We start from the raw sequence: 17,863 nt of genomic DNA, 5'->3' as shown, positions 1-17,863 counted from the left end.
TGTTGTTCAGACTATTCAGCTTGTTCAGATTAAGACAGGGCAAAGGCCCGCAACGATATTGAGGTTAGAAAATGGGTAAAATCACCGGCTTCATGGAATACCAGCGCTTGCAGGAAGCAAGCGAAGCACCACAGTCACGCAAAAAGCATTACAAAGAATTTCTGGTGCATCTTGATGATGGCCAGGCCAAGGTGCAGGCCGCACGCTGTATGGATTGCGGTATTCCCTTCTGTAACAACGGCTGCCCAGTCAATAACATCATTCCTGACTGGAATGATCTGGTCTTCAACGGCAATTACAAACTGGCGCTGGATACACTGCATTCCACCAATAACTTCCCGGAATTTACCGGCCGTATCTGCCCCGCACCTTGCGAATCTGCCTGTACCCTGGGTATCAACAGTGACGCAGTAGGCATCAAGTCGATAGAACATTTCATCATCGACAAAGGCTGGGAAAATGGCTGGGTTGTGCCACAAGTGCCTTCCATCAAAACCGGCAAGAAAGTCGCCGTGGTCGGCTCCGGTCCTGCAGGCATGGCCGCTGCCCAGCAACTGGCACGTGTTGGCCATGATGTAACCGTGTTTGAAAAGAATGACCGCGTTGGTGGTTTGCTGCGTTATGGCATTCCTGACTTCAAGATGGAAAAATCGCACATCGACCGCCGTGTCGACCAGATGGTGGCTGAAGGCGTGACTTTCCGTACCAGCGTATTCGTCGGCAAGGATTTTCCGGCAACAGTCACCAACTGGGCCAAGGAAACCGTCTCTCCTGAACAACTGCAAAAAGAATTTGATGCAGTCATCATTGCCGGTGGCGCAGAAACACCACGTGACCTGCCAGTGCCTGGCCGCGAATTGAAAGGCGTGCATTTCGCCATGGATTTCCTGCCGTTGCAAAACAAGGTGAATGCCGGCGACAAGGTCAAAGACCAGATCATGGCCAGTGGCAAGCATGTAGTCGTGATCGGTGGCGGTGATACCGGTTCGGATTGCGTTGGTACCTCGAACCGTCATGGCGCCAAATCGGTTGCTCAGTTTGAGCTCATGCCTCAGCCGCCAGAACAGGAAAACAAACCCATGGTCTGGCCTTACTGGCCAACCAAATTGCGCACCTCTTCTTCGCATGAAGAAGGTTGCGAGCGTGACTGGGCAGTTGCGACCAAGCGTCTGGAAGGCAAGGGCGGCAAGGTTGACAAGCTGATCGCCTGCCGCGTGGAATGGAAAGACGGCAAGATGCAAGAAGTACCGGATTCCGAATTTGAAATGAAGGCCGATCTGGTCTTGCTGGCCATGGGTTTTGTCTCGCCAGTTCAGCAAGTGCTGGATGCTTTCGGTGTCGACAAGGATGCGCGTGGCAATGCCAAAGCGAGCACGGATGGTGCTGGCTGTTATAAAACCAATGTCGATAAAGTGTACGCCGCAGGTGATATGCGTCGTGGCCAGTCGCTGGTGGTGTGGGCGATACGCGAAGGCCGTCAGTGTGCACGTGAAGTCGATGCCTTCCTGATGGGGGAATCGGTACTGCCGCGTTAATCGCGCCGTACTGTGTACACGCAGTGTGTGCCGTTATGTACTTGCACTGCCGCTTACTGAAATAATGACATAAGCGGCACGCGGGGCACTGGCAACAACAGAAGTAAGCGATGGGGCAGGCACTTGGCTTGCCCCATTTCATTTGCGCTGTAATGTGCATCCTTAACTATGTACGTCCTTATTTGTGTTGTTATCGGCACATACATTGCCGATGTCTTGTCATGCGTCAGCAGTTTTTGTGTATGCTAGACACATAAATCAGACAATACAGACAGTAAAGAAGTTGGTGAAAGGGTAAGTATTTGTAAATAACTGACTTACTGTTCATTAAAAAATTTATTTTTCATCGTTCATTTTTGAATAAAATTTTGAGATGGGTAACTTTGCTGTATTTTGCGTGGAATTATTCGGTTATTCCGAATTTATCGCGAATCATTGTATTTTTGTCATAGTTGTCTGTACAACCCTCTTTGCTGTTCTGCATTACAATCTAGCTTTTACAAAACTATCTCCGCTGCTGTGCCAAATCTTGTAGAAATTCGTGATATCCACTTTGGGTATGGAGATCGGGCAATTTTGTCCGGGCTGCATATGGATTTTCCACGCGGTAAGCTGATTGCCGTGATGGGTGGTTCTGGATCAGGTAAGACAACGATACTGCGTCTGATCGGTGGGCAGATTCGCGCCCAGCAAGGTAGTGTCAGCGTCAATGGACAGGAAATCAGCAAGCTCGATAATAGTGGTTTGTATGCTATTCGCCGCAAAATGGGCATGCTGTTCCAGCACGGTGCCTTGTTCACGGACCTGAGCGTATTTGATAATGTGGCTTTTCCCCTGCGTGAGCATACGGATCTGAGCGAATCCATGATACGCGACCTGGTGCTGCTTAAATTGCAGGCAGTCGGTTTGCGTAATGCAGCAGGTCTGATGCCGTCTGAAGTCTCCGGCGGTATGGCCAGACGGGTCGCTTTGGCACGCGCAGTGGCGCTTGACCCCGAACTGATCATGTACGATGAACCGTTTGCCGGTCTTGACCCGATTTCCATGGGGGTTGCTGCCAATCTGATACGGAACTTGAACGACGCTCTGGGGTCTACATCCATTCTGGTTTCGCATGATGTACATGAAACCTTCGCGATTGCGGATTATGTCTATTTCTTGTCCAAGGGCAAAATCGTCGCACAGGGTACGCCGGAAGAAATGCAGGTCTCGGATGATCCTTACGTCAGGCAGTTTGTGCATGCCGAGGCGGATGGTCCGGTTCCCTTTCATTACCCTGGCGCTTCCCTGCAGGATGATCTTGGACTGGAGAAGCGCGCATGATAATTGAAAAAATAGGCGGTACTGTCAGATCGGTTGTGGCTGATCTTGGCTATTCTGCACGCAGCTTTTTTTCTATCCTGAGTAATTGTCTGGGCTTGTGGCGCAGGCCGCGCCTGGTGACAGACCAGATACATTTCATCGGCAATTATTCCATGCTGATCATTGCCGTGTCGGGATTGTTCATCGGTTTTGTGCTGGCGTATCAGGGGTATTATGTTTTGAACCGTTATGGTTCAGAAGAGGCACTGGGTTTACTGGTGGCACTGTCACTGACGCGTGAACTGGGGCCGGTGGTGACGGCCTTGTTGTTTGCTGGTCGTGCAGGTACTTCATTGACGGCAGAAATAGGTTTGATGAAGGCGGGCGAACAACTGGCCGCCATGGAAATGATGGCAGTTAATCCTATACAAAGGGTGCTGGCACCACGTTTTCTGGCAGGTATTATTGCCATGCCAATATTGACATCGATATTCAATGCGATGGGTGTGATTGGTGGTTACATCGTCGGCGTGAAACTGATAGGCGTCGATAATGGTGCCTTCTGGTCGCAGATGCAGGCTGGCGTGGAAATCTGGCAAGACATAGGTAATGGCGTCATCAAGAGTATCGTATTTGGTTTTGCAGTAAGTTTTGTCGCCCTGTTTCAAGGGTATGAAGCGCAGCCTACGCCTGAGGGCGTGGCGCGCGCCACCACCAGGACGGTGGTGGTGTCTTCCTTGCTGGTGTTGTGTCTGGATTTCATACTGACGGCGTGGATGTTTCAATGATCGTGCATGACACGATGGGGAAACATATACCTTGTATAGCGTGTATATAGAAAATGCGAGCAAGTACGGCATGTCTGAATTTTAAACATCGCCCGTCTGTAATGATGAAGAGTTTCATTTCTACTGATGGTGCATATGGATTGATTTGTTGATGCCCCGCTGAAGGCTGGCTAACAAAATGTAGGAAAAAGAAAATGCAAAAAAAATCTCTGGATTTCTGGGTTGGTCTGTTTGTGGTGCTGGGTGCACTGGCTTTGCTGTTCCTGGCGCTGAAGGCAGGTAACCTGAGTTCGCTCTCATTTGAGCAAACTTATTCCGTGACGGCACGTTTTGACAATATCGGTGGCCTTAAACCCAGGGCCGCAGTGAAAAGCGCCGGCGTGGTGGTCGGTCGTGTCAGTCAAATCAAGTTTGATGATAAAACCTTCCAGGCTACGGTCGTGATGGACCTGGAAAAACGCTATAAATTCCCACAGAACTCATCCATCAAGATTTTGACGGCAGGTTTGCTGGGCGAACAATACATAGGTCTGGCACCTGGCAGCGACGAAGATAAATTCCTGGTTGCCGGTGACAGAATTAAATTTACACAGGATGCGATTGTGCTGGAAAACCTCATCAGCCAATTCCTGTTCAGTAAAGCCGCAGATGGCAATACGGAAGAGAAAAAATGAAATCCCAATCCCCATTTCCTGCATTCTCCGGGTTGCGCAGATTGCTGCCCCTGTTACTGCTGCTCACCAGCATCGTGCTGACTGGATGTAGCACGGTAACGGTAGAAAAGATCAAGGACAAGGCAGATCAAACCCTTGATGTATTGAGTACCAAGACCAATATCGGTAAAAACCCGCGTGACCCGCTCGAAGGCTTCAATCGTGCCATGTTCAGTTTCAATGACACCATTGATCAGGCTATCGTCAAACCGGTGGCCGAAGGCTATCGCGCTGCCTTGCCAACGTTTGTGCAAACCGGTGTCGGTAACTTCTTCAGCAATATCGGCGATGTCTGGAATGCGGTGAACAATATATTGCAGGGCCGTGTGAATGATGGTGTTACCGACGTGATGCGCTTTGCCGTTAACACCACTATTGGTATCGGCGGCTTGCTTGACATCGGTTCTGCTGCCGGTATGCCCAAGCACAATGAAGACTTTGGGCAGACTTTGGGCAAGTGGGGTGTGAAGTCCGGGCCGTATCTGGTGTTGCCTGTGTTGGGGCCGTCAACCGTGCGTGATGCGCTGGCAACCCCGGTTGATATGAAAGGTGATTTGTGGACGTACAAGCGGCCCGTCTACGTGAAAAACATAGGCACAGTGTTGCGCCTGGTGGACAAACGGGCATCGGTGCTGGATGCCGGCAGTTTGCTCGAAGAGGCAGCACTGGATAAATATGTATTTTTCCGCGATGCCTATTTGCAACGTCGTGCTGGTCAGGTGAATCCTGAAGACGATTAAGTTCGTTGTGTTTGTGCAAATTACTTGCTCGATATGCTGATCTGGCGTGCACAAATTGTAAGAAATAATAACAGCCGTCAACCTGCCTGCAGGCTGACAGGTTAACGCGATATGCATATCGCATAAAAAAGGAATAAAAATGAAAAATCTGATCACAAAAATAATTGCTCTGAGCTTGCTTGGTATGGCCCTGTTTGGTGGTAATGCCATGGCGCAGCAGGAAGCGCCGGATGTATTGGTCAAGCGTATCAGTCAGGAAATCATTGATCTGGCCAAGAATGACAAGGAAATTCAGGCTGGCAATCAAAAGCGTGTCTATGACATGGTGGAAAGCAAGATCCTGCCTTACATCGACTTCCCGCGCATGACATCGCTGGCGGCAGGCAAAAGCTGGAAAGAAGCCACGCCTGACCAGCAAAAGCAGTTGACGAATGAATTCCGCACTCTGTTGGTGTTCACTTACTCTGGCGCTATCTCCCAGATCAAGGACCAGCGCGTTGAATTCAAGCCTCTGCGTGCAGCACCTGATGATACCGAAGTGGAAGTACGTTCCCAGGTGATTCAGACCCGTGGCGAGCCTATCCAGTTGAACTATCGCCTGGAAAAACTGGCATCCGGCTGGAAGATTTTTGACATCAATGTACTCGGCGCCTGGCTGGTGGAAACCTATAAAGGCAGCTTTTCAGCAGAAATCACCAAATCTGGTATCGATGGCCTGATCAAGACTCTGGCTGAAAAGAACAAAAAACTGGCAGCTGCCGGTGCTGGCAAACCAGCTGGTAAGTAAGTAGACAAATAAGCTGACCGATAAGCCGACAAATAAGCCGACGAGGTATTTGTGTATAAAGTAACAGGCGAGTTATGCCATGACAATGCCCCCGCAGTAGTGGCTGCGGGCTTGTCTGCTATTGCCTCGGGGCAATTGGCCTTCGATTTGTCTGAATTGAGCAAGATAGACTCCAGCGCCGTGGCTGTCATGATTGAATGGCAACGCCATGCCTTGCAGCGTGGCGCGCAACTGCAATTCCAGGGATTGCCAGGTAGTTTGCTCAGCCTGATCTCTTTATATGGCCTGAGCGAGCAGTTCCAGGTCGCTGTTCCAGAACGACATTGACGTTTCCCACCTGGCGGTGTCGTGCTGCCAGTCACTGAAATGCACAGCGTCTGCCCATGATGCTGTGCCATTTCAGATCAAATCCGGAAAATCCCCTATAATCAAAGGTTTCGCCACCTGAATGGCGTTTAAGCCCAAGCTTCCGGTTCTTTCTACCCCCTGATGAGCACGTAAAGTGCAAACAACGCCAGATGGCAGCCATACAAATTACCAATATACAAAAACGCTACCAGTCGCTACAAGCACTGGGGGGCGTATCACTCACTATCGAAGAGGGTGAGTTTTTCGGTTTGCTGGGGCCTAATGGTGCCGGTAAGACTACCTTGATTTCCATTCTGGCGGGCCTGAACCGGGCTGACGCTGGCAATATCACCGTGCAAGGCCACGATGTGGTCACGGATTACCGCAATGCCCGCAAGAAGCTGGGCGTGGTGCCGCAAGAGCTGGTGTTTGATCCTTTCTTCACCGTACGCGAAACCCTGCGGATGCAATCTGGCTATTTTGGTCTGAAGAATAATGACAAATGGATAGACGAGGTGATGGAAAACCTCGATCTGACCAACAAGGCCGACACCAATATGCGCGCCCTGTCCGGCGGTATGAAGCGTCGTGTGCTGGTCGCACAGGCGCTGGTGCATAAACCACCCGTCATCGTGCTGGATGAACCGACTGCCGGTGTCGACGTGGAATTGCGTCAGACCCTGTGGCAATTCATTGCCCGTTTGAATCGCGAGGGTCATACCGTGGTCTTGACCACGCATTACCTGGAAGAAGCGCAGGCATTGTGTAACCGCATCGCCATGCTAAAACTGGGCAAGGTGGTGGCGCTGGACAGCACAGCGAATCTGATCAAACGCATTTCCGGTTCGCAATTGCGCATTACGCTGGCGGCCAGTGCAGTGGTGACACTGCCAGCCAGCCTGCGCGACAAAGTCATCACGCATGAAACACCGTCTGATCCACGCCAGTTTGCCCTGCGTGTGACTGACTATGATCAGGTCGAAGGCATGCTGGCGGCCTTCCGTGCGGATGGCTGTGTGATAGAGGATATGCAATTGCTGCAAGCTGATCTGGAAGATGTCTTCCTGCAAATTATGGAGGGCGCCAAATGAGTAACCTGACCGGCTTTAACACCCTGTTCTACAAAGAAGTCTTGCGCTTCTGGAAGGTCGCAACGCAAACCATTACGGCGCCCATCATGACGGCGATTCTGTATCTGTTGATTTTCGGGCATGTGCTGGAAGATCATGTGCAGGTCTATCCGGGCGTCAAATACACGGCCTTCCTGGTGCCAGGCCTGGTGATGATGAGTGTTTTGCAAAATGCATTTGCAAATTCGTCGTCGTCGTTGATACAGTCCAAGATCACAGGTAACCTGGTGTTCATATTGCTGCCACCGTTGTCGCACTGGGAGATTTTCAGCGCTTATGTGCTGGCGGCCATCCTGCGTGGTGTTGCCGTCGGTGCCGGGGTCTTCATCGTGACTGCCTGGTTTGCTGATCTGCATTTTGTCGCGCCATGGTGGATAGCGATTTTTGCCTTCCTTGGTGCGGCCATGTTGGGTACCATGGGTTTGATTGCTGGTATCTGGGCAGAAAAATTTGATCAGCTCGCTGCTTTTCAAAACTTTCTGATCATGCCGGCGACTTTCCTGTCGGGCGTGTTTTATTCCATTCATTCCCTGCCTGCTGTATGGCAAGGTATTTCGCGCTTCAACCCGTTTTTCTACATGATAGACGGCTTCCGCTTTGGTTTCTTCGGCAAGTCCGATGTCGATCCTTTGCATAGTCTGATGATCGTTTGCATATTCTCGCTTTTGCTGGCGGGCATTGCTATCAATATGCTGAAACGGGGATATAAGTTACGACACTGAGTACGCCACTGGGTACGTAACTAAGTACGTAACTAAATAAGATACAAAGTAAGACACTGAACGCATTACTGAGTACAACAATTGCTTCACCAATTTGATCAAGAAAGTTAGCCGTGTTTCCTACGCCCGAACAAATTAAACATTACATTGCAGCCGGTCTGGAATGTACGCACCTGGAAGTCGAAGGCGACGGCCAGCATTTCAAGGCTGTGATCGTTTCTGCTGCCTTTGCCGGCAAGCGCCCGATACAGCGCCACCAACTGGTGTACGCCGTGCTGGGTGACCGCATGCGCGAAGAAATACATGCCCTTTCGATGAAAACACTGACTCCTGAAGAGTACGCCGCATAATGGATAAATTATTGATTACAGGCGGCAAACGCCTGAATGGTGACATACACATCTCCGGTGCCAAGAATGCGGCACTGCCTATCTTGTGCGCAGGTTTGCTGACTTCGGGTGACGTGGTTTTGCACAACGTACCATCCTTGCAGGACGTCAGCACCATGCTGAAACTGCTGCGTCAGATGGGTTTGCAAGTCACACAGGAAAATGGTGTGACCACCCTCAATGGCAATGCCGTCGACAAGCTGGAAGCACCGTATGACCTGGTGAAAACCATGCGCGCATCGATACTGGTACTCGGTCCTCTGCTGGCGCGTTTTGGTGAAGCCAAGGTATCGTTGCCGGGTGGCTGCGCGATTGGTTCCCGTCCTGTGGATCAACACATCAAGGGCCTGCAAGCCATGGGTGCCGAGATCACCATAGAAGCTGGTTATATCCATGCGCGGGCCAAGAAACTCAAGGGTGCGCGTATCGTCACTGACATGATTACCGTGACAGGTACCGAGAATCTGTTGATGGCCGCCACGCTGGCCGAAGGTGAAACCGTGCTGGAAAACGCCGCACGTGAGCCGGAAGTCACTGATCTGGCCAACTTGCTGGTTGCCATGGGTGCGAAGATAGAAGGCATAGGCACAGATCGTCTGGTCATTCACGGTGTTGACAGCCTGCACGGCGCTACCCATACCGTGATTGCTGACCGCATAGAAACGGCGACCTTCCTGTGTGCAGTAGCTGCCACTGGTGGTGACATTACCCTGAAAAATACCCGTAGTGACATCCTGGATGTCGCTCTGGATAAATTGCGTGAAGCTGGCGTTATTCTGACCACAGGTCCGGACTGGATACGTGCGCAAATGAGTGGCCGTCCCAAGGCTGTCGGGTTCCGCACTACCGAATACCCGGGTTTTCCTACTGATATGCAGGCGCAATTCATGGCCTTGAACTGTATTGCGCAAGGTACCAGCCGCGTGACAGAAACCATTTTCGAAAACCGTTTCATGCATGTGCAGGAAATGAACCGCCTGGGCGCAAAGATAGAAATCGATGGTCACACGGCGATTGTGAATGGCGTCGATAAACTGGTCGGTGCACCGGTGATGGCCACTGATTTGCGTGCCTCTGCCTCGCTGGTGATTGCTGCCATGGTGGCCGAAGGCGAGACACTGATCGACCGTATCTACCATCTGGACCGCGGCTATGACCGCATGGAAGTCAAACTCTCCGCCGTTGGTGCCCAGATACAGCGAGTCAAATAATGTCTTCACCTATATCTTCGCAACTGACACTGGCCTTGTCCAAGGGCCGCATCTTTGAAGAAACCCTGCCATTGCTGGAGGCAGCGGGCATACGTGTGGCGGAAGATCCTGAGAAGTCACGCAAGCTGATTCTGGCCACCAATGATCCTGATGTACGCGTCATCATCGTGCGTGCTTCCGATGTGCCTACCTACGTGCAATATGGCGCAGCCGATTTCGGCGTAGCCGGCAAGGATGTTCTGCATGAACATGGTGGCGCTGGCCTGTACCAGCCTATCGATCTGAATATTGCCAAATGCCGCATGTCGGTGGCGGTGTCGGTTGGTTTTGATTATGAAAATGCCGTGCGCCAGGGGGCACGCCTGCGTGTCGCCACCAAGTACACAGAAACTGCGCGTGAACATTTCGCCAGCAAGGGTGTGCACGTCGATCTGATCAAGTTGTATGGCTCGATGGAACTGGCACCGCTGGTTGGTCTGTCGGATGCGATTGTCGATCTGGTCAGTACTGGCAGCACCCTGCGTGCGAATAATCTGGTGGAAGTCGAACACATCATGGAAATTTCTTCACGACTGGTGGTCAACCAGGCAGCGTTGAAGTTGAAACGTGAACGCCTGCAACCCATACTGGAGGCATTTGATCGTGCCTCCAAAGCAAATGCATAAGTGACCAAGAGAACAGCATGGCATCCCTGATTACCCGGCTTGATACGACCGATGCAGATTTTTCCAGGAAACTGACTTCACTGCTGGCCTTTGAAGCCAGCGAAGATGAAGCGATAGACCGTGCCGCTGCGCAGATTCTGGCCAGCGTCAAGACCAACGGCGACACCGCCGTGCTGGAGGCGACCAATCGCTTTGATCGCCTGAATGCCAGCAGCGTTGCCGCGCTGGAGTTGACACAGGAAGAAATGCAGGCAGCACTGGCATCCCTGAATGTTGAGCGTCGTACTGCGCTGGAAATTGCAGCAGCACGCGTACGCTCTTATCACGAAATTCAAAAAGCAGAATGTGGTTCTGCCGGTTTCAGTTATACCGAAGCGGATGGCACGGTGCTGGGGCAAAAAGTTACGCCACTCGATCGCGTCGGTATCTATGTGCCGGGCGGCAAGGCTGCTTACCCATCTTCCGTATTGATGAATGCGATACCGGCCAAAGTGGCAGGCGTCAAAGAAATCATCATGGTCGTGCCTACACCAGATGGTGTGAAGAACCCGCTGGTATTGGCGGCTGCGGCAATTGCCGGTGTTGATCGTGTCTTCACTATCGGTGGTGCCCAGGCTGTCGGTGCCCTGGCCTACGGTACGGCAACCATACCGCCGGTCGATAAAATTGTTGGCCCCGGTAACGCCTATGTGGCTGCGGCCAAGCGCCGTGTGTTTGGCGTGGTCGGCATAGACATGATCGCCGGTCCTTCCGAGATTCTGGTCTTGTGCGACGGCACCACGGACCCGGACTGGGTCGCCATGGATCTGTTCTCGCAGGCAGAACATGACGAGCTGGCGCAATCTATCTTGTTGTGCCCGGATGAAGCCTATATCGAAGCCGTGCAGGCCAGTATCATCAAGTTATTGCCAGACATGCCCAGGCATGAAGTGATACGCACTTCACTGGCCAATCGCGGCGCCCTGATCAAGGTGCGTGATATGGATGAAGCCTGTGAAATTGCGAACAGCATCGCGGCCGAGCATCTGGAAATTTCCGCAGAAAACCCGCAACAATGGGCGGACAAGATACGTCATGCCGGTGCCATGTTCCTCGGTCGTTATTCATCTGAAGCATTGGGCGATTATTGTGCCGGCCCCAACCATGTGCTGCCGACTTCGCGTACCGCAAGATTTTCTTCACCGCTGGGCGTATATGACTTCCAGAAGCGCTCATCGATGATTCATGTCAGTGAGCAGGGCGCGCAGACTCTGGGTAAGGTAGCGGCTGAACTGGCGTATGGCGAAGGCTTGCAGGCCCACGCACGCAGTGCAGAATTGCGGCTCAAGTCATGAAGGCGAAACCGCTGTCTGCCATGAATACCTGCATATGATGGCTGAATGGCGTAACCAGATTTTTTGTGAAGACGCGCTACAAGGATTGGCGCGCTTGCCCGATGCCAGTATCGATTTATTGCTGGCTGACCCACCATATGGCCTGGGCAAGGATTATGGCAATGATTCCGACAAGATGGAATCTGCAGCCTACCTGGAATGGATGGCGCAATGGGTGGATCTGGCCCTGCCCAAACTGAAAGCAAATGGCAGCCTGTACATCTTCCTGACCTGGCGATATTCACCAGAAGTCTTTGTCATGCTGAAGCAGCGCATGAGCATGATGAATGAAATCATCTGGGACAGACGGGTACCCTCCATGGGGGGCAGCGTGCGCAAGTATTCATCGGTGCATGACACCATAGGCTTTTTTGTCAAAGCCAAGGATTATTATTTTGACCTGGATGCAATACGCATCCAGTATGATGCAGCCACCAAGAAAGCGCGCAGCCGGAAAATTTTCGAAGGCGCGAAATGGCTGGAAATGGGATTCAATCCCAAAGATGTCTGGAGTGTGTCGCGCCTGCACAGAGAACATGCCGAACGCGAAGAACATCCTACCCAAAAACCGCTCGAAATCATCGAGCGCATGATCAAGGCTTCCTGCCCACCCGGCGGTGTTGTTCTCGATCCCTTCATGGGCAGCGGCACCACCGCCGTAGCTGCCAAACGTTGCGGGCGTGATTTTGTCGGTTTCGAACTGAACTCCGACTATTGCGCAATGATAGAAAATCGCCTGGCCCTGATCGATACGGAAGAAATCTCTGTCTGATTGAGTGATTCATCACTCAGACCCAGCCTGCGCGATTTTCAATGAACTGAGCCTGAACATGGAGCAATAATTGAGCATCACCAAACTGATACGCCCTGAAATCGCCAATCTATCCGCCTACCATGTGCCGGATGCCAGCGGTTTTGTGAAGCTGGATGCGATGGAGAACCCCTACCTGTTGCCACCCGACATGCAGCAGGAACTGGCACAGCATCTGGCCAGCGTGGCACTGAACCGCTATCCGCAGCCAGCGTATGCCAGCCTCAAGCAACTGATCGCCGACAAGCTGGGTGTGCCTGCCGGCCATGACATTGTGCTGGGCAACGGATCGGATGAACTCATCAGCATGGTATCCATCGCCTGCGCCAAACCAGGTGCCAAAGTATTGGCGCCGGTGCCCGGTTTTGTCATGTATGCGATGTCGGCGCTGTTTGCAGGGCTGGAATTTGTGGGTGTTGACCTGAATCCCGATTTCACGCTGAACAAAGCCGCCATGCTGGCGGCCATTGCCGAGCATCAACCGGCCATCATCTATCTGGCTTATCCGAACAATCCTACCGGCAGTTTGTATGATGCCGATGACATGCTTGCCATTTTGCAGACAGTGGGGGATACGGGTATCGTCATCGTTGACGAAGCGTATCAACCCTTTGCCCAGGCCAGTTTCATGTCCCGGCTGGCAGAGTTTGATAATCTGGTGGTCATGCGTACCGTGTCCAAGCTGGGTCTGGCAGGTATACGCCTGGGTTATATGGCGGGCAATAATGCGCTGATGCATGAATTTGAAAAAGTGCGTCCGCCCTACAATATCAATGTACTGACACAGGCGGCGGCAGAATTTGTGTTGTCAAGAGTAGAAGTACTGGATGCCCAGGCGGCCGAATTGCGTCAGCAGCGCACGGAATTGATGGCAGCGATGGCAAGCTTGCCAGACGTGCAAGTGTTTCCATCGGCTGCCAATTTTGTGTTGATTCGTGTTGCGAATGCCGAACAAGTCTTTGTGAAATTACGCGAACAAAAAATTTTAGTCAAAAATGTAGGTAAAATGCATAATCTGCTGGGACACTGTCTGCGCATTACAGTCAGTACCCGGGAAGAGAATGCTCTTTTTCTTGCTGCCCTGGCAGCATCTTTATCATCAAAATGAATAAGCCAATTGAACGCATTGCGGCGGTTACCCGCAATACCAATGAAACGCAAATCCGTGTCGCCATCAATCTTGACGGCACTGGCCAGCAAAAACTGAACACCGGTGTGCCTTTTCTTGACCACATGCTGGATCAGATCGCCCGTCATGGCCTGATCGATCTGGACATTGAAGCCGTCGGTGATCTGCATATCGATGCTCACCATACCGTGGAAGATGTCGGTATTACGCTGGGCCAGGCATTTGCCAAGGCAATAGGTGATAAAAAAGGTATACGCCGTTATGGTCATGCCTATGTACCTCTTGACGAGGCATTGTCACGCGTGGTCATCGATTTTTCTGGCCGTCCAGGTCTGGAATACCATATCCCCTTTACCCGCGCCATGATAGGCAATTTTGATGTGGACCTGACCCGTGAGTTCTTCCAGGGTTTTGTCAACCATGCGCTGGTAAGCCTGCATATTGATAACTTGCGTGGCGACAACTCCCATCATCAATGCGAAACGGTATTCAAGGCTTTTGGCCGTGCCTTACGCATGGCAACCGAGCTCGATGCACGTGCCGCCGGGACCATACCTTCGACCAAAGGCAGCCTTTAAATCCTGATGCCAGCCTTGCTGGTAAATCATTATGAACAAAATTGTTGTTGTAGATTATGGTATGGGCAATTTGCGCTCGGTAGCGCAGGCCCTGCGTGCAGTTGCGCCAGATGCCAATGTATTGATCTCGGGTGAAATCGCTGATATCCAGAGTGCCGACCGCATCGTCTTGCCGGGGCAGGGGGCCATGCCTGATTGCATGAGTTGCCTGCGTGAATCGGGGTTGCAAGATGCCTTGCTGGAAGCCGCCCGTAACAAACCCCTGTTTGGTGTCTGTGTAGGTGAGCAAATGCTGTTTGACATCAGCGAAGAAGGTGAAACACCCGGCCTGGGCCTGTTGCCCGGCAGAGTGGTACGCTTTGCGCTGGAAGGTCAGTTGCAGGAAGATGGCTCGCGTTACAAAGTGCCGCAAATGGGCTGGAACCGTGTACAGCAATCACGGTCTCACGCTTTGTGGCAAGATATCGCAGACGATGCTTATTTTTATTTTGTGCATAGCTACTATGCGCGCCCTGCTGATGGTCAGCATACAGTCGGTGTGACCGATTATGGCAGTCCATTTGCCTGCGCAGTAGCCCGCGACAATATTTTTGCGACACAGTTTCACCCTGAAAAGAGTGCAGCAGCCGGCTTGCAACTGTATAAGAATTTTGTACACTGGAAACCCTGAGCGCATTTTTTCCTGAACAGTTTTTTGCTTTTCGTTTTGCTTATTCGTTTGCCTATTCGTTTTACTTATCCATTTTATTGTCAATCTGACGCCCACACTTTTCTCATATCATGCTGCTCATCCCTGCTATCGACCTGAAAGACGGTCACTGCGTACGCCTTAAACAAGGCGATATGGACCAGGCTACCGTGTTCTCCGAAGATCCTGCTGAAATGGCACGTCACTGGCTGCGCCAGGGTGCACGTCGCCTGCATCTGGTGGACTTGAACGGTGCCTTTGCCGGCAAGCCAAAAAATGAGGCTGCGGTCAAGGCCATCATCCAGGCTGTGCGTGACTATGCCGAAGAAACCGATACCGAAGAAATCCCTGTGCAACTTGGTGGTGGTATCCGCGATCTGGACACAATAGAACGTTATCTGGACGACGGCCTGTCCTACATCATCATCGGTACCGCAGCGGTCAAGAACCCTGGCTTTCTGGCAGATGCCTGCAGCGCGTTTCCAGGTCAGATCATCGTCGGCATTGATGCCAAGGATGGCAAGGTAGCTACCGATGGCTGGAGCAAATTGTCAGGCCATGAAGTCATCGATCTCGCCAAAAAATTTGAAGATTATGGCGTCGAAGCCATCGTCTATACCGACATCGGTCGTGATGGCATGATGGGTGGCGTGAACATTGAAGCCACCGTCAAGCTTGCGCAAGCCGTCAGCATTCCTGTGATTGCTTCTGGTGGCGTGCACAACCTGGCAGACGTGGAAGCCCTGTGTGCCGTGCAGGATGAAGGTGTGGAAGGTGTGATCTGTGGCCGTTCGATTTACGAAGGCACCCTGGATTTGTCGTCAGCACAAGATCGTGCCGATGAACTCAGCGGTGAATTCGATGATGAAGAAGAAACTGAATGAGCTTAGCCAAACGTATTATCCCTTGTCTGGATGTGACTGCCGGTCGCGTCGTCAAGGGCATTAATTTCCAGGAACTGCGCGATGCCGGTGACCCGGTAGAAATCGCCCGTCGCTATGACGGGCAGGGCGCAGATGAAATTACTTTTCTCGATATCACCGCATCATCTGATGGCCGTGATCTGATCTTGCCGATTATCGAAGCCGTGGCTTCGCAAGTGTTTATCCCGCTGACAGTCGGCGGTGGCGTGCGTACCGTCGCCGATGTGCGTCGACTGCTCAATGCAGGTGCCGACAAGGTTGGTATCAATACGTCGGCCGTGACCAATCCGCAACTGGTGGCCGATGCGGCGCATAAATATGGCTCGCAATGCATCGTCGTTGCCATCGATGCCAAAAATGTAGCACCAGGCAAATGGGAAGTATTTACCCACGGCGGTCGCAATGCCACTGGCCTGGATGCGGTCGAATGGGCGCAGCACATGGCGAAACTGGGTGCCGGTGAAATCTTGCTGACCAGCATGGACAAGGACGGTACCCGCTCCGGTTTTGATCTGGGCCTGACCCGTGCAGTGTCGGATGCGGTTTCCATTCCCGTCATCGCCTCTGGTGGTGTGGGTGGTCTGCAAGACCTGGCGGACGGTATCAAAGTCGGTGGTGCGGATGCCGTGCTGGCAGCCAGCATTTTCCATTACGGACAACATACAGTCGGTGAAGCAAAGCAATTTATGGCGGCACAACATATTCCCATGAGGTTGTCATGAGCGCGGCAAAATGGTTGAACAAGGTCAAATGGGATGAAAACGGCCTGGTGCCCGTCATCGCCCAGGAAGCCAGCAGCAATGATGTACTGATGTTTGCCTGGATGAACCGGGATGCCCTGGCAAAAACGGTGGAACTGGGTGAAGCCGTTTACTGGAGCCGTTCGCGCAAAAAACTCTGGCATAAAGGCGAAGAATCGGGCCACATCCAGAAGGTCAAGGAAATCCGCCTCGATTGCGATGAAGACGTGGTTTTGTTGAAGATAGAACAGACGGACAGCATTGCCTGCCATACCGGACGCCATTCCTGCTTCTTCCAGAAATTTGAAGGCAGCCTCAATGATGGCGACTGGGAAGCGGTTGATCCTGTGCTGAAAGACCCCGAAAGTATTTACAAGTAAGTATTTACCAATGAGTGCCGTGAAATGACAGTAACACAAGAGCAGACTTTGCAGCATCTGGCAGAGATCATAGAAAGCCGTAAGCTGGTCAATGGCGGTGATCCGGACAAATCCTACGTCGCCCGCCTGTTTTCCAAAGGTGACGATGCCATACTCAAAAAAATAGGCGAAGAAGCAACAGAAACCGTGATGGCGGCCAAGGATGCGCGCGTCTCGGGTGACGCCACCAAGCTTTTATATGAGTGTGCTGACCTGTGGTTTCATTCGCTTGTCATGTTGGCGCAGTATGATCTCAGCCCTCAACAGGTGCTGGACGAACTGGCCAGGCGCGAAGGTATTTCTGGCCTGGAAGAAAAAGCGGCACGCAAGGATGCCTGACTGGTATTAACTGGTATCAAGCGATATTAAGCGGCATCAAAATAATCATGCATCTTGTTGAAATGAACGGATAAAACGTGGATAACTGTATTTTTTGTAAAATAGCTGCTAAACAGATTCCTTCCGCCACGGTGTATGAAGATGAAGAATTGCTGGCTTTTAAGGATATCAATCCGGCTGCCCCGGTGCATCTGTTGATTATCCCTAAAACCCATATCGATACTTTGTCGGCTGTGCAGCCGGAACATACGGTTTTACTGGGTAAAATGCTGGCTCTGGCGCCAAAACTGGCGCAGGAACATGGTTGTGCTCCGGTGCAACTGGCCGATGGCAGCCTGTCCGGGGGCTATAAAACCCTGATCAACACCGGACCGGATGGCGGGCAGGAGGTGTATCATCTGCATATGCATGTGATCGGCGGCCCCAAACCATGGCGTGGGCAACGCTGAGACTGGCTTGACCGTGCGATAAAATACACGTTACGGTTATCGGATTCTCATCAGGACTGAACGTTCTGATCATCATATTTTTCG

General features: G+C 51.9%; 22 protein-coding genes. All 22 read left to right on the top strand.

Translation table 11 applies throughout. The features are described 5' to 3' along the window. The first annotated feature begins 71 nt into the window (after positions 1–71). Positions 72–1,535, top strand: a complete 1,464-nt coding sequence (locus H8L32_RS13220; RefSeq protein WP_186947708.1) for a glutamate synthase subunit beta — start codon at positions 72–74, stop codon at positions 1,533–1,535. A 519-nt stretch (positions 1,536–2,054) separates the two neighbouring features. After that, positions 2,055–2,858, top strand: a complete 804-nt coding sequence (locus tag H8L32_RS13215) for an ABC transporter ATP-binding protein (protein WP_186947707.1) — start codon at positions 2,055–2,057, stop codon at positions 2,856–2,858. Further along, positions 2,855–3,625 carry a lipid asymmetry maintenance ABC transporter permease subunit MlaE gene (mlaE, locus tag H8L32_RS13210; protein WP_186947706.1) on the top strand — a complete coding sequence of 257 codons (771 nt, stop codon included), beginning with the start codon at positions 2,855–2,857 and terminating at the stop codon, positions 3,623–3,625. The genes H8L32_RS13215 and mlaE overlap by 4 nt, the downstream gene beginning before the upstream one ends. A 194-nt stretch (positions 3,626–3,819) precedes the next feature. Next, a complete protein-coding gene (gene mlaD / locus H8L32_RS13205) occupies positions 3,820–4,299 on the top strand; it encodes an outer membrane lipid asymmetry maintenance protein MlaD (RefSeq protein WP_186947705.1) in 480 nt (159 codons plus the stop codon). Continuing rightward, complete coding sequence (locus H8L32_RS13200; protein ID WP_186947704.1) at positions 4,296–5,078, top strand: MlaA family lipoprotein; 783 nt, start codon at positions 4,296–4,298, stop codon at positions 5,076–5,078. Before mlaD ends, H8L32_RS13200 begins: the two co-directional genes overlap by 4 nt. Before the next feature lie 139 nt (positions 5,079–5,217). Then, complete coding sequence (locus H8L32_RS13195) at positions 5,218–5,865, top strand: MlaC/ttg2D family ABC transporter substrate-binding protein (protein WP_186947703.1); 648 nt, start codon at positions 5,218–5,220, stop codon at positions 5,863–5,865. Positions 5,866–5,916: 51 nt separating this feature from the next. Beyond that, the gene (locus H8L32_RS13190; protein WP_186947702.1) at positions 5,917–6,192 is read left to right on the top strand and encodes an STAS domain-containing protein; all 276 of its coding nucleotides are present in this window, start codon (positions 5,917–5,919) and stop codon (positions 6,190–6,192) included. Between the two features lie 191 nt (positions 6,193–6,383). Then, on the top strand, positions 6,384–7,304 hold the full coding sequence (locus H8L32_RS13185; protein ID WP_186947701.1) for an ABC transporter ATP-binding protein: 921 nt from the start codon (positions 6,384–6,386) through the stop codon (positions 7,302–7,304). 5 nt (positions 7,305–7,309) lie between these two features. Next, positions 7,310–8,065 (top strand): ABC transporter permease, encoded by a 756-nt coding sequence (locus H8L32_RS13180; RefSeq protein WP_186947936.1) that lies wholly within the window; start codon positions 7,310–7,312, stop codon positions 8,063–8,065. A gap of 113 nt (positions 8,066–8,178) precedes the next feature. Next, entirely contained in the window at positions 8,179–8,415 is a 237-nt protein-coding gene (locus tag H8L32_RS13175; RefSeq protein WP_186947700.1) for a BolA family protein, read from the top strand. After that, on the top strand, positions 8,415–9,665 hold the full coding sequence (murA, locus tag H8L32_RS13170) for a UDP-N-acetylglucosamine 1-carboxyvinyltransferase (protein WP_186947699.1): 1,251 nt from the start codon (positions 8,415–8,417) through the stop codon (positions 9,663–9,665). Before H8L32_RS13175 ends, murA begins: the two co-directional genes overlap by 1 nt. Before the next feature lie 11 nt (positions 9,666–9,676). Then, positions 9,677–10,330: an ATP phosphoribosyltransferase gene (gene hisG, locus H8L32_RS13165; protein ID WP_186947935.1), complete on the top strand. Its 654-nt coding sequence runs from the start codon at positions 9,677–9,679 to the stop codon at positions 10,328–10,330. A 17-nt stretch (positions 10,331–10,347) separates the two neighbouring features. After that, entirely contained in the window at positions 10,348–11,664 is a 1,317-nt protein-coding gene (hisD, locus tag H8L32_RS13160) for a histidinol dehydrogenase (RefSeq protein ID WP_186947698.1), read from the top strand. Between the two features lie 37 nt (positions 11,665–11,701). Then, entirely contained in the window at positions 11,702–12,475 is a 774-nt protein-coding gene (locus H8L32_RS13155) for a DNA-methyltransferase (RefSeq protein WP_186947697.1), read from the top strand. Positions 12,476–12,545: 70 nt separating this feature from the next. After that, positions 12,546–13,622, top strand: coding sequence for a histidinol-phosphate transaminase (gene hisC, locus H8L32_RS13150; protein ID WP_186947696.1), 1,077 nt, complete (start codon positions 12,546–12,548; stop codon positions 13,620–13,622). Beyond that, entirely contained in the window at positions 13,619–14,221 is a 603-nt protein-coding gene (hisB, locus tag H8L32_RS13145; protein WP_110256500.1) for an imidazoleglycerol-phosphate dehydratase HisB, read from the top strand. The genes hisC and hisB overlap by 4 nt, the downstream gene beginning before the upstream one ends. Before the next feature lie 31 nt (positions 14,222–14,252). Further along, positions 14,253–14,891 carry an imidazole glycerol phosphate synthase subunit HisH gene (gene hisH / locus H8L32_RS13140; RefSeq protein ID WP_186947695.1) on the top strand — a complete coding sequence of 213 codons (639 nt, stop codon included), beginning with the start codon at positions 14,253–14,255 and terminating at the stop codon, positions 14,889–14,891. A 110-nt stretch (positions 14,892–15,001) separates the two neighbouring features. Continuing rightward, positions 15,002–15,793, top strand: a complete 792-nt coding sequence (hisA, locus tag H8L32_RS13135) for a 1-(5-phosphoribosyl)-5-[(5-phosphoribosylamino)methylideneamino]imidazole-4-carboxamide isomerase (protein WP_186947694.1) — start codon at positions 15,002–15,004, stop codon at positions 15,791–15,793. Continuing rightward, entirely contained in the window at positions 15,790–16,554 is a 765-nt protein-coding gene (hisF, locus tag H8L32_RS13130; protein WP_186947693.1) for an imidazole glycerol phosphate synthase subunit HisF, read from the top strand. The genes hisA and hisF overlap by 4 nt, the downstream gene beginning before the upstream one ends. Further along, positions 16,551–16,952, top strand: a complete 402-nt coding sequence (gene hisI / locus H8L32_RS13125) for a phosphoribosyl-AMP cyclohydrolase (protein ID WP_186947692.1) — start codon at positions 16,551–16,553, stop codon at positions 16,950–16,952. Before hisF ends, hisI begins: the two co-directional genes overlap by 4 nt. Before the next feature lie 24 nt (positions 16,953–16,976). Then, entirely contained in the window at positions 16,977–17,330 is a 354-nt protein-coding gene (locus H8L32_RS13120; RefSeq protein ID WP_186947691.1) for a phosphoribosyl-ATP diphosphatase, read from the top strand. Between the two features lie 77 nt (positions 17,331–17,407). Next, complete coding sequence (locus tag H8L32_RS13115) at positions 17,408–17,779, top strand: histidine triad nucleotide-binding protein (RefSeq protein ID WP_186947690.1); 372 nt, start codon at positions 17,408–17,410, stop codon at positions 17,777–17,779. Positions 17,780–17,863: the final 84 nt, after the last annotated feature.

The sequence above is a fragment of the Undibacterium hunanense genome (assembly GCF_014284335.1).
GTDB classification, from domain to species: Bacteria; Pseudomonadota; Gammaproteobacteria; order Burkholderiales; family Burkholderiaceae_D; genus Undibacterium; species Undibacterium hunanense.
This window is presented reverse-complemented; position numbering and strand designations above follow the sequence as displayed.

Excerpts from the sequence above, each read along its gene's own strand:
- mlaE (WP_186947706.1), top strand. The coding sequence starts at position 2,855 with ATGATAATTGAAAAAATAGGCGGTACTGTCAGATCGGTTGTGGCTGAT.
- mlaD (WP_186947705.1), top strand. The coding sequence starts at position 3,820 with ATGCAAAAAAAATCTCTGGATTTCTGGGTTGGTCTGTTTGTGGTGCTG.
- H8L32_RS13220 (WP_186947708.1), top strand. The coding sequence starts at position 72 with ATGGGTAAAATCACCGGCTTCATGGAATACCAGCGCTTGCAGGAAGCA.
- hisD (WP_186947698.1), top strand. The coding sequence starts at position 10,348 with ATGGCATCCCTGATTACCCGGCTTGATACGACCGATGCAGATTTTTCC.
- H8L32_RS13155 (WP_186947697.1), top strand. The coding sequence starts at position 11,702 with ATGGCTGAATGGCGTAACCAGATTTTTTGTGAAGACGCGCTACAAGGA.
- H8L32_RS13200 (WP_186947704.1), top strand. The coding sequence starts at position 4,296 with ATGAAATCCCAATCCCCATTTCCTGCATTCTCCGGGTTGCGCAGATTG.
- murA (WP_186947699.1), top strand. The coding sequence starts at position 8,415 with ATGGATAAATTATTGATTACAGGCGGCAAACGCCTGAATGGTGACATA.
- hisB (WP_110256500.1), top strand. The coding sequence starts at position 13,619 with ATGAATAAGCCAATTGAACGCATTGCGGCGGTTACCCGCAATACCAAT.
- H8L32_RS13185 (WP_186947701.1), top strand. The coding sequence starts at position 6,384 with ATGGCAGCCATACAAATTACCAATATACAAAAACGCTACCAGTCGCTA.
- H8L32_RS13195 (WP_186947703.1), top strand. The coding sequence starts at position 5,218 with ATGAAAAATCTGATCACAAAAATAATTGCTCTGAGCTTGCTTGGTATG.
- H8L32_RS13120 (WP_186947691.1), top strand. The coding sequence starts at position 16,977 with ATGACAGTAACACAAGAGCAGACTTTGCAGCATCTGGCAGAGATCATA.
- hisF (WP_186947693.1), top strand. The coding sequence starts at position 15,790 with ATGAGCTTAGCCAAACGTATTATCCCTTGTCTGGATGTGACTGCCGGT.
- hisI (WP_186947692.1), top strand. The coding sequence starts at position 16,551 with ATGAGCGCGGCAAAATGGTTGAACAAGGTCAAATGGGATGAAAACGGC.
- hisH (WP_186947695.1), top strand. The coding sequence starts at position 14,253 with ATGAACAAAATTGTTGTTGTAGATTATGGTATGGGCAATTTGCGCTCG.
- hisA (WP_186947694.1), top strand. The coding sequence starts at position 15,002 with ATGCTGCTCATCCCTGCTATCGACCTGAAAGACGGTCACTGCGTACGC.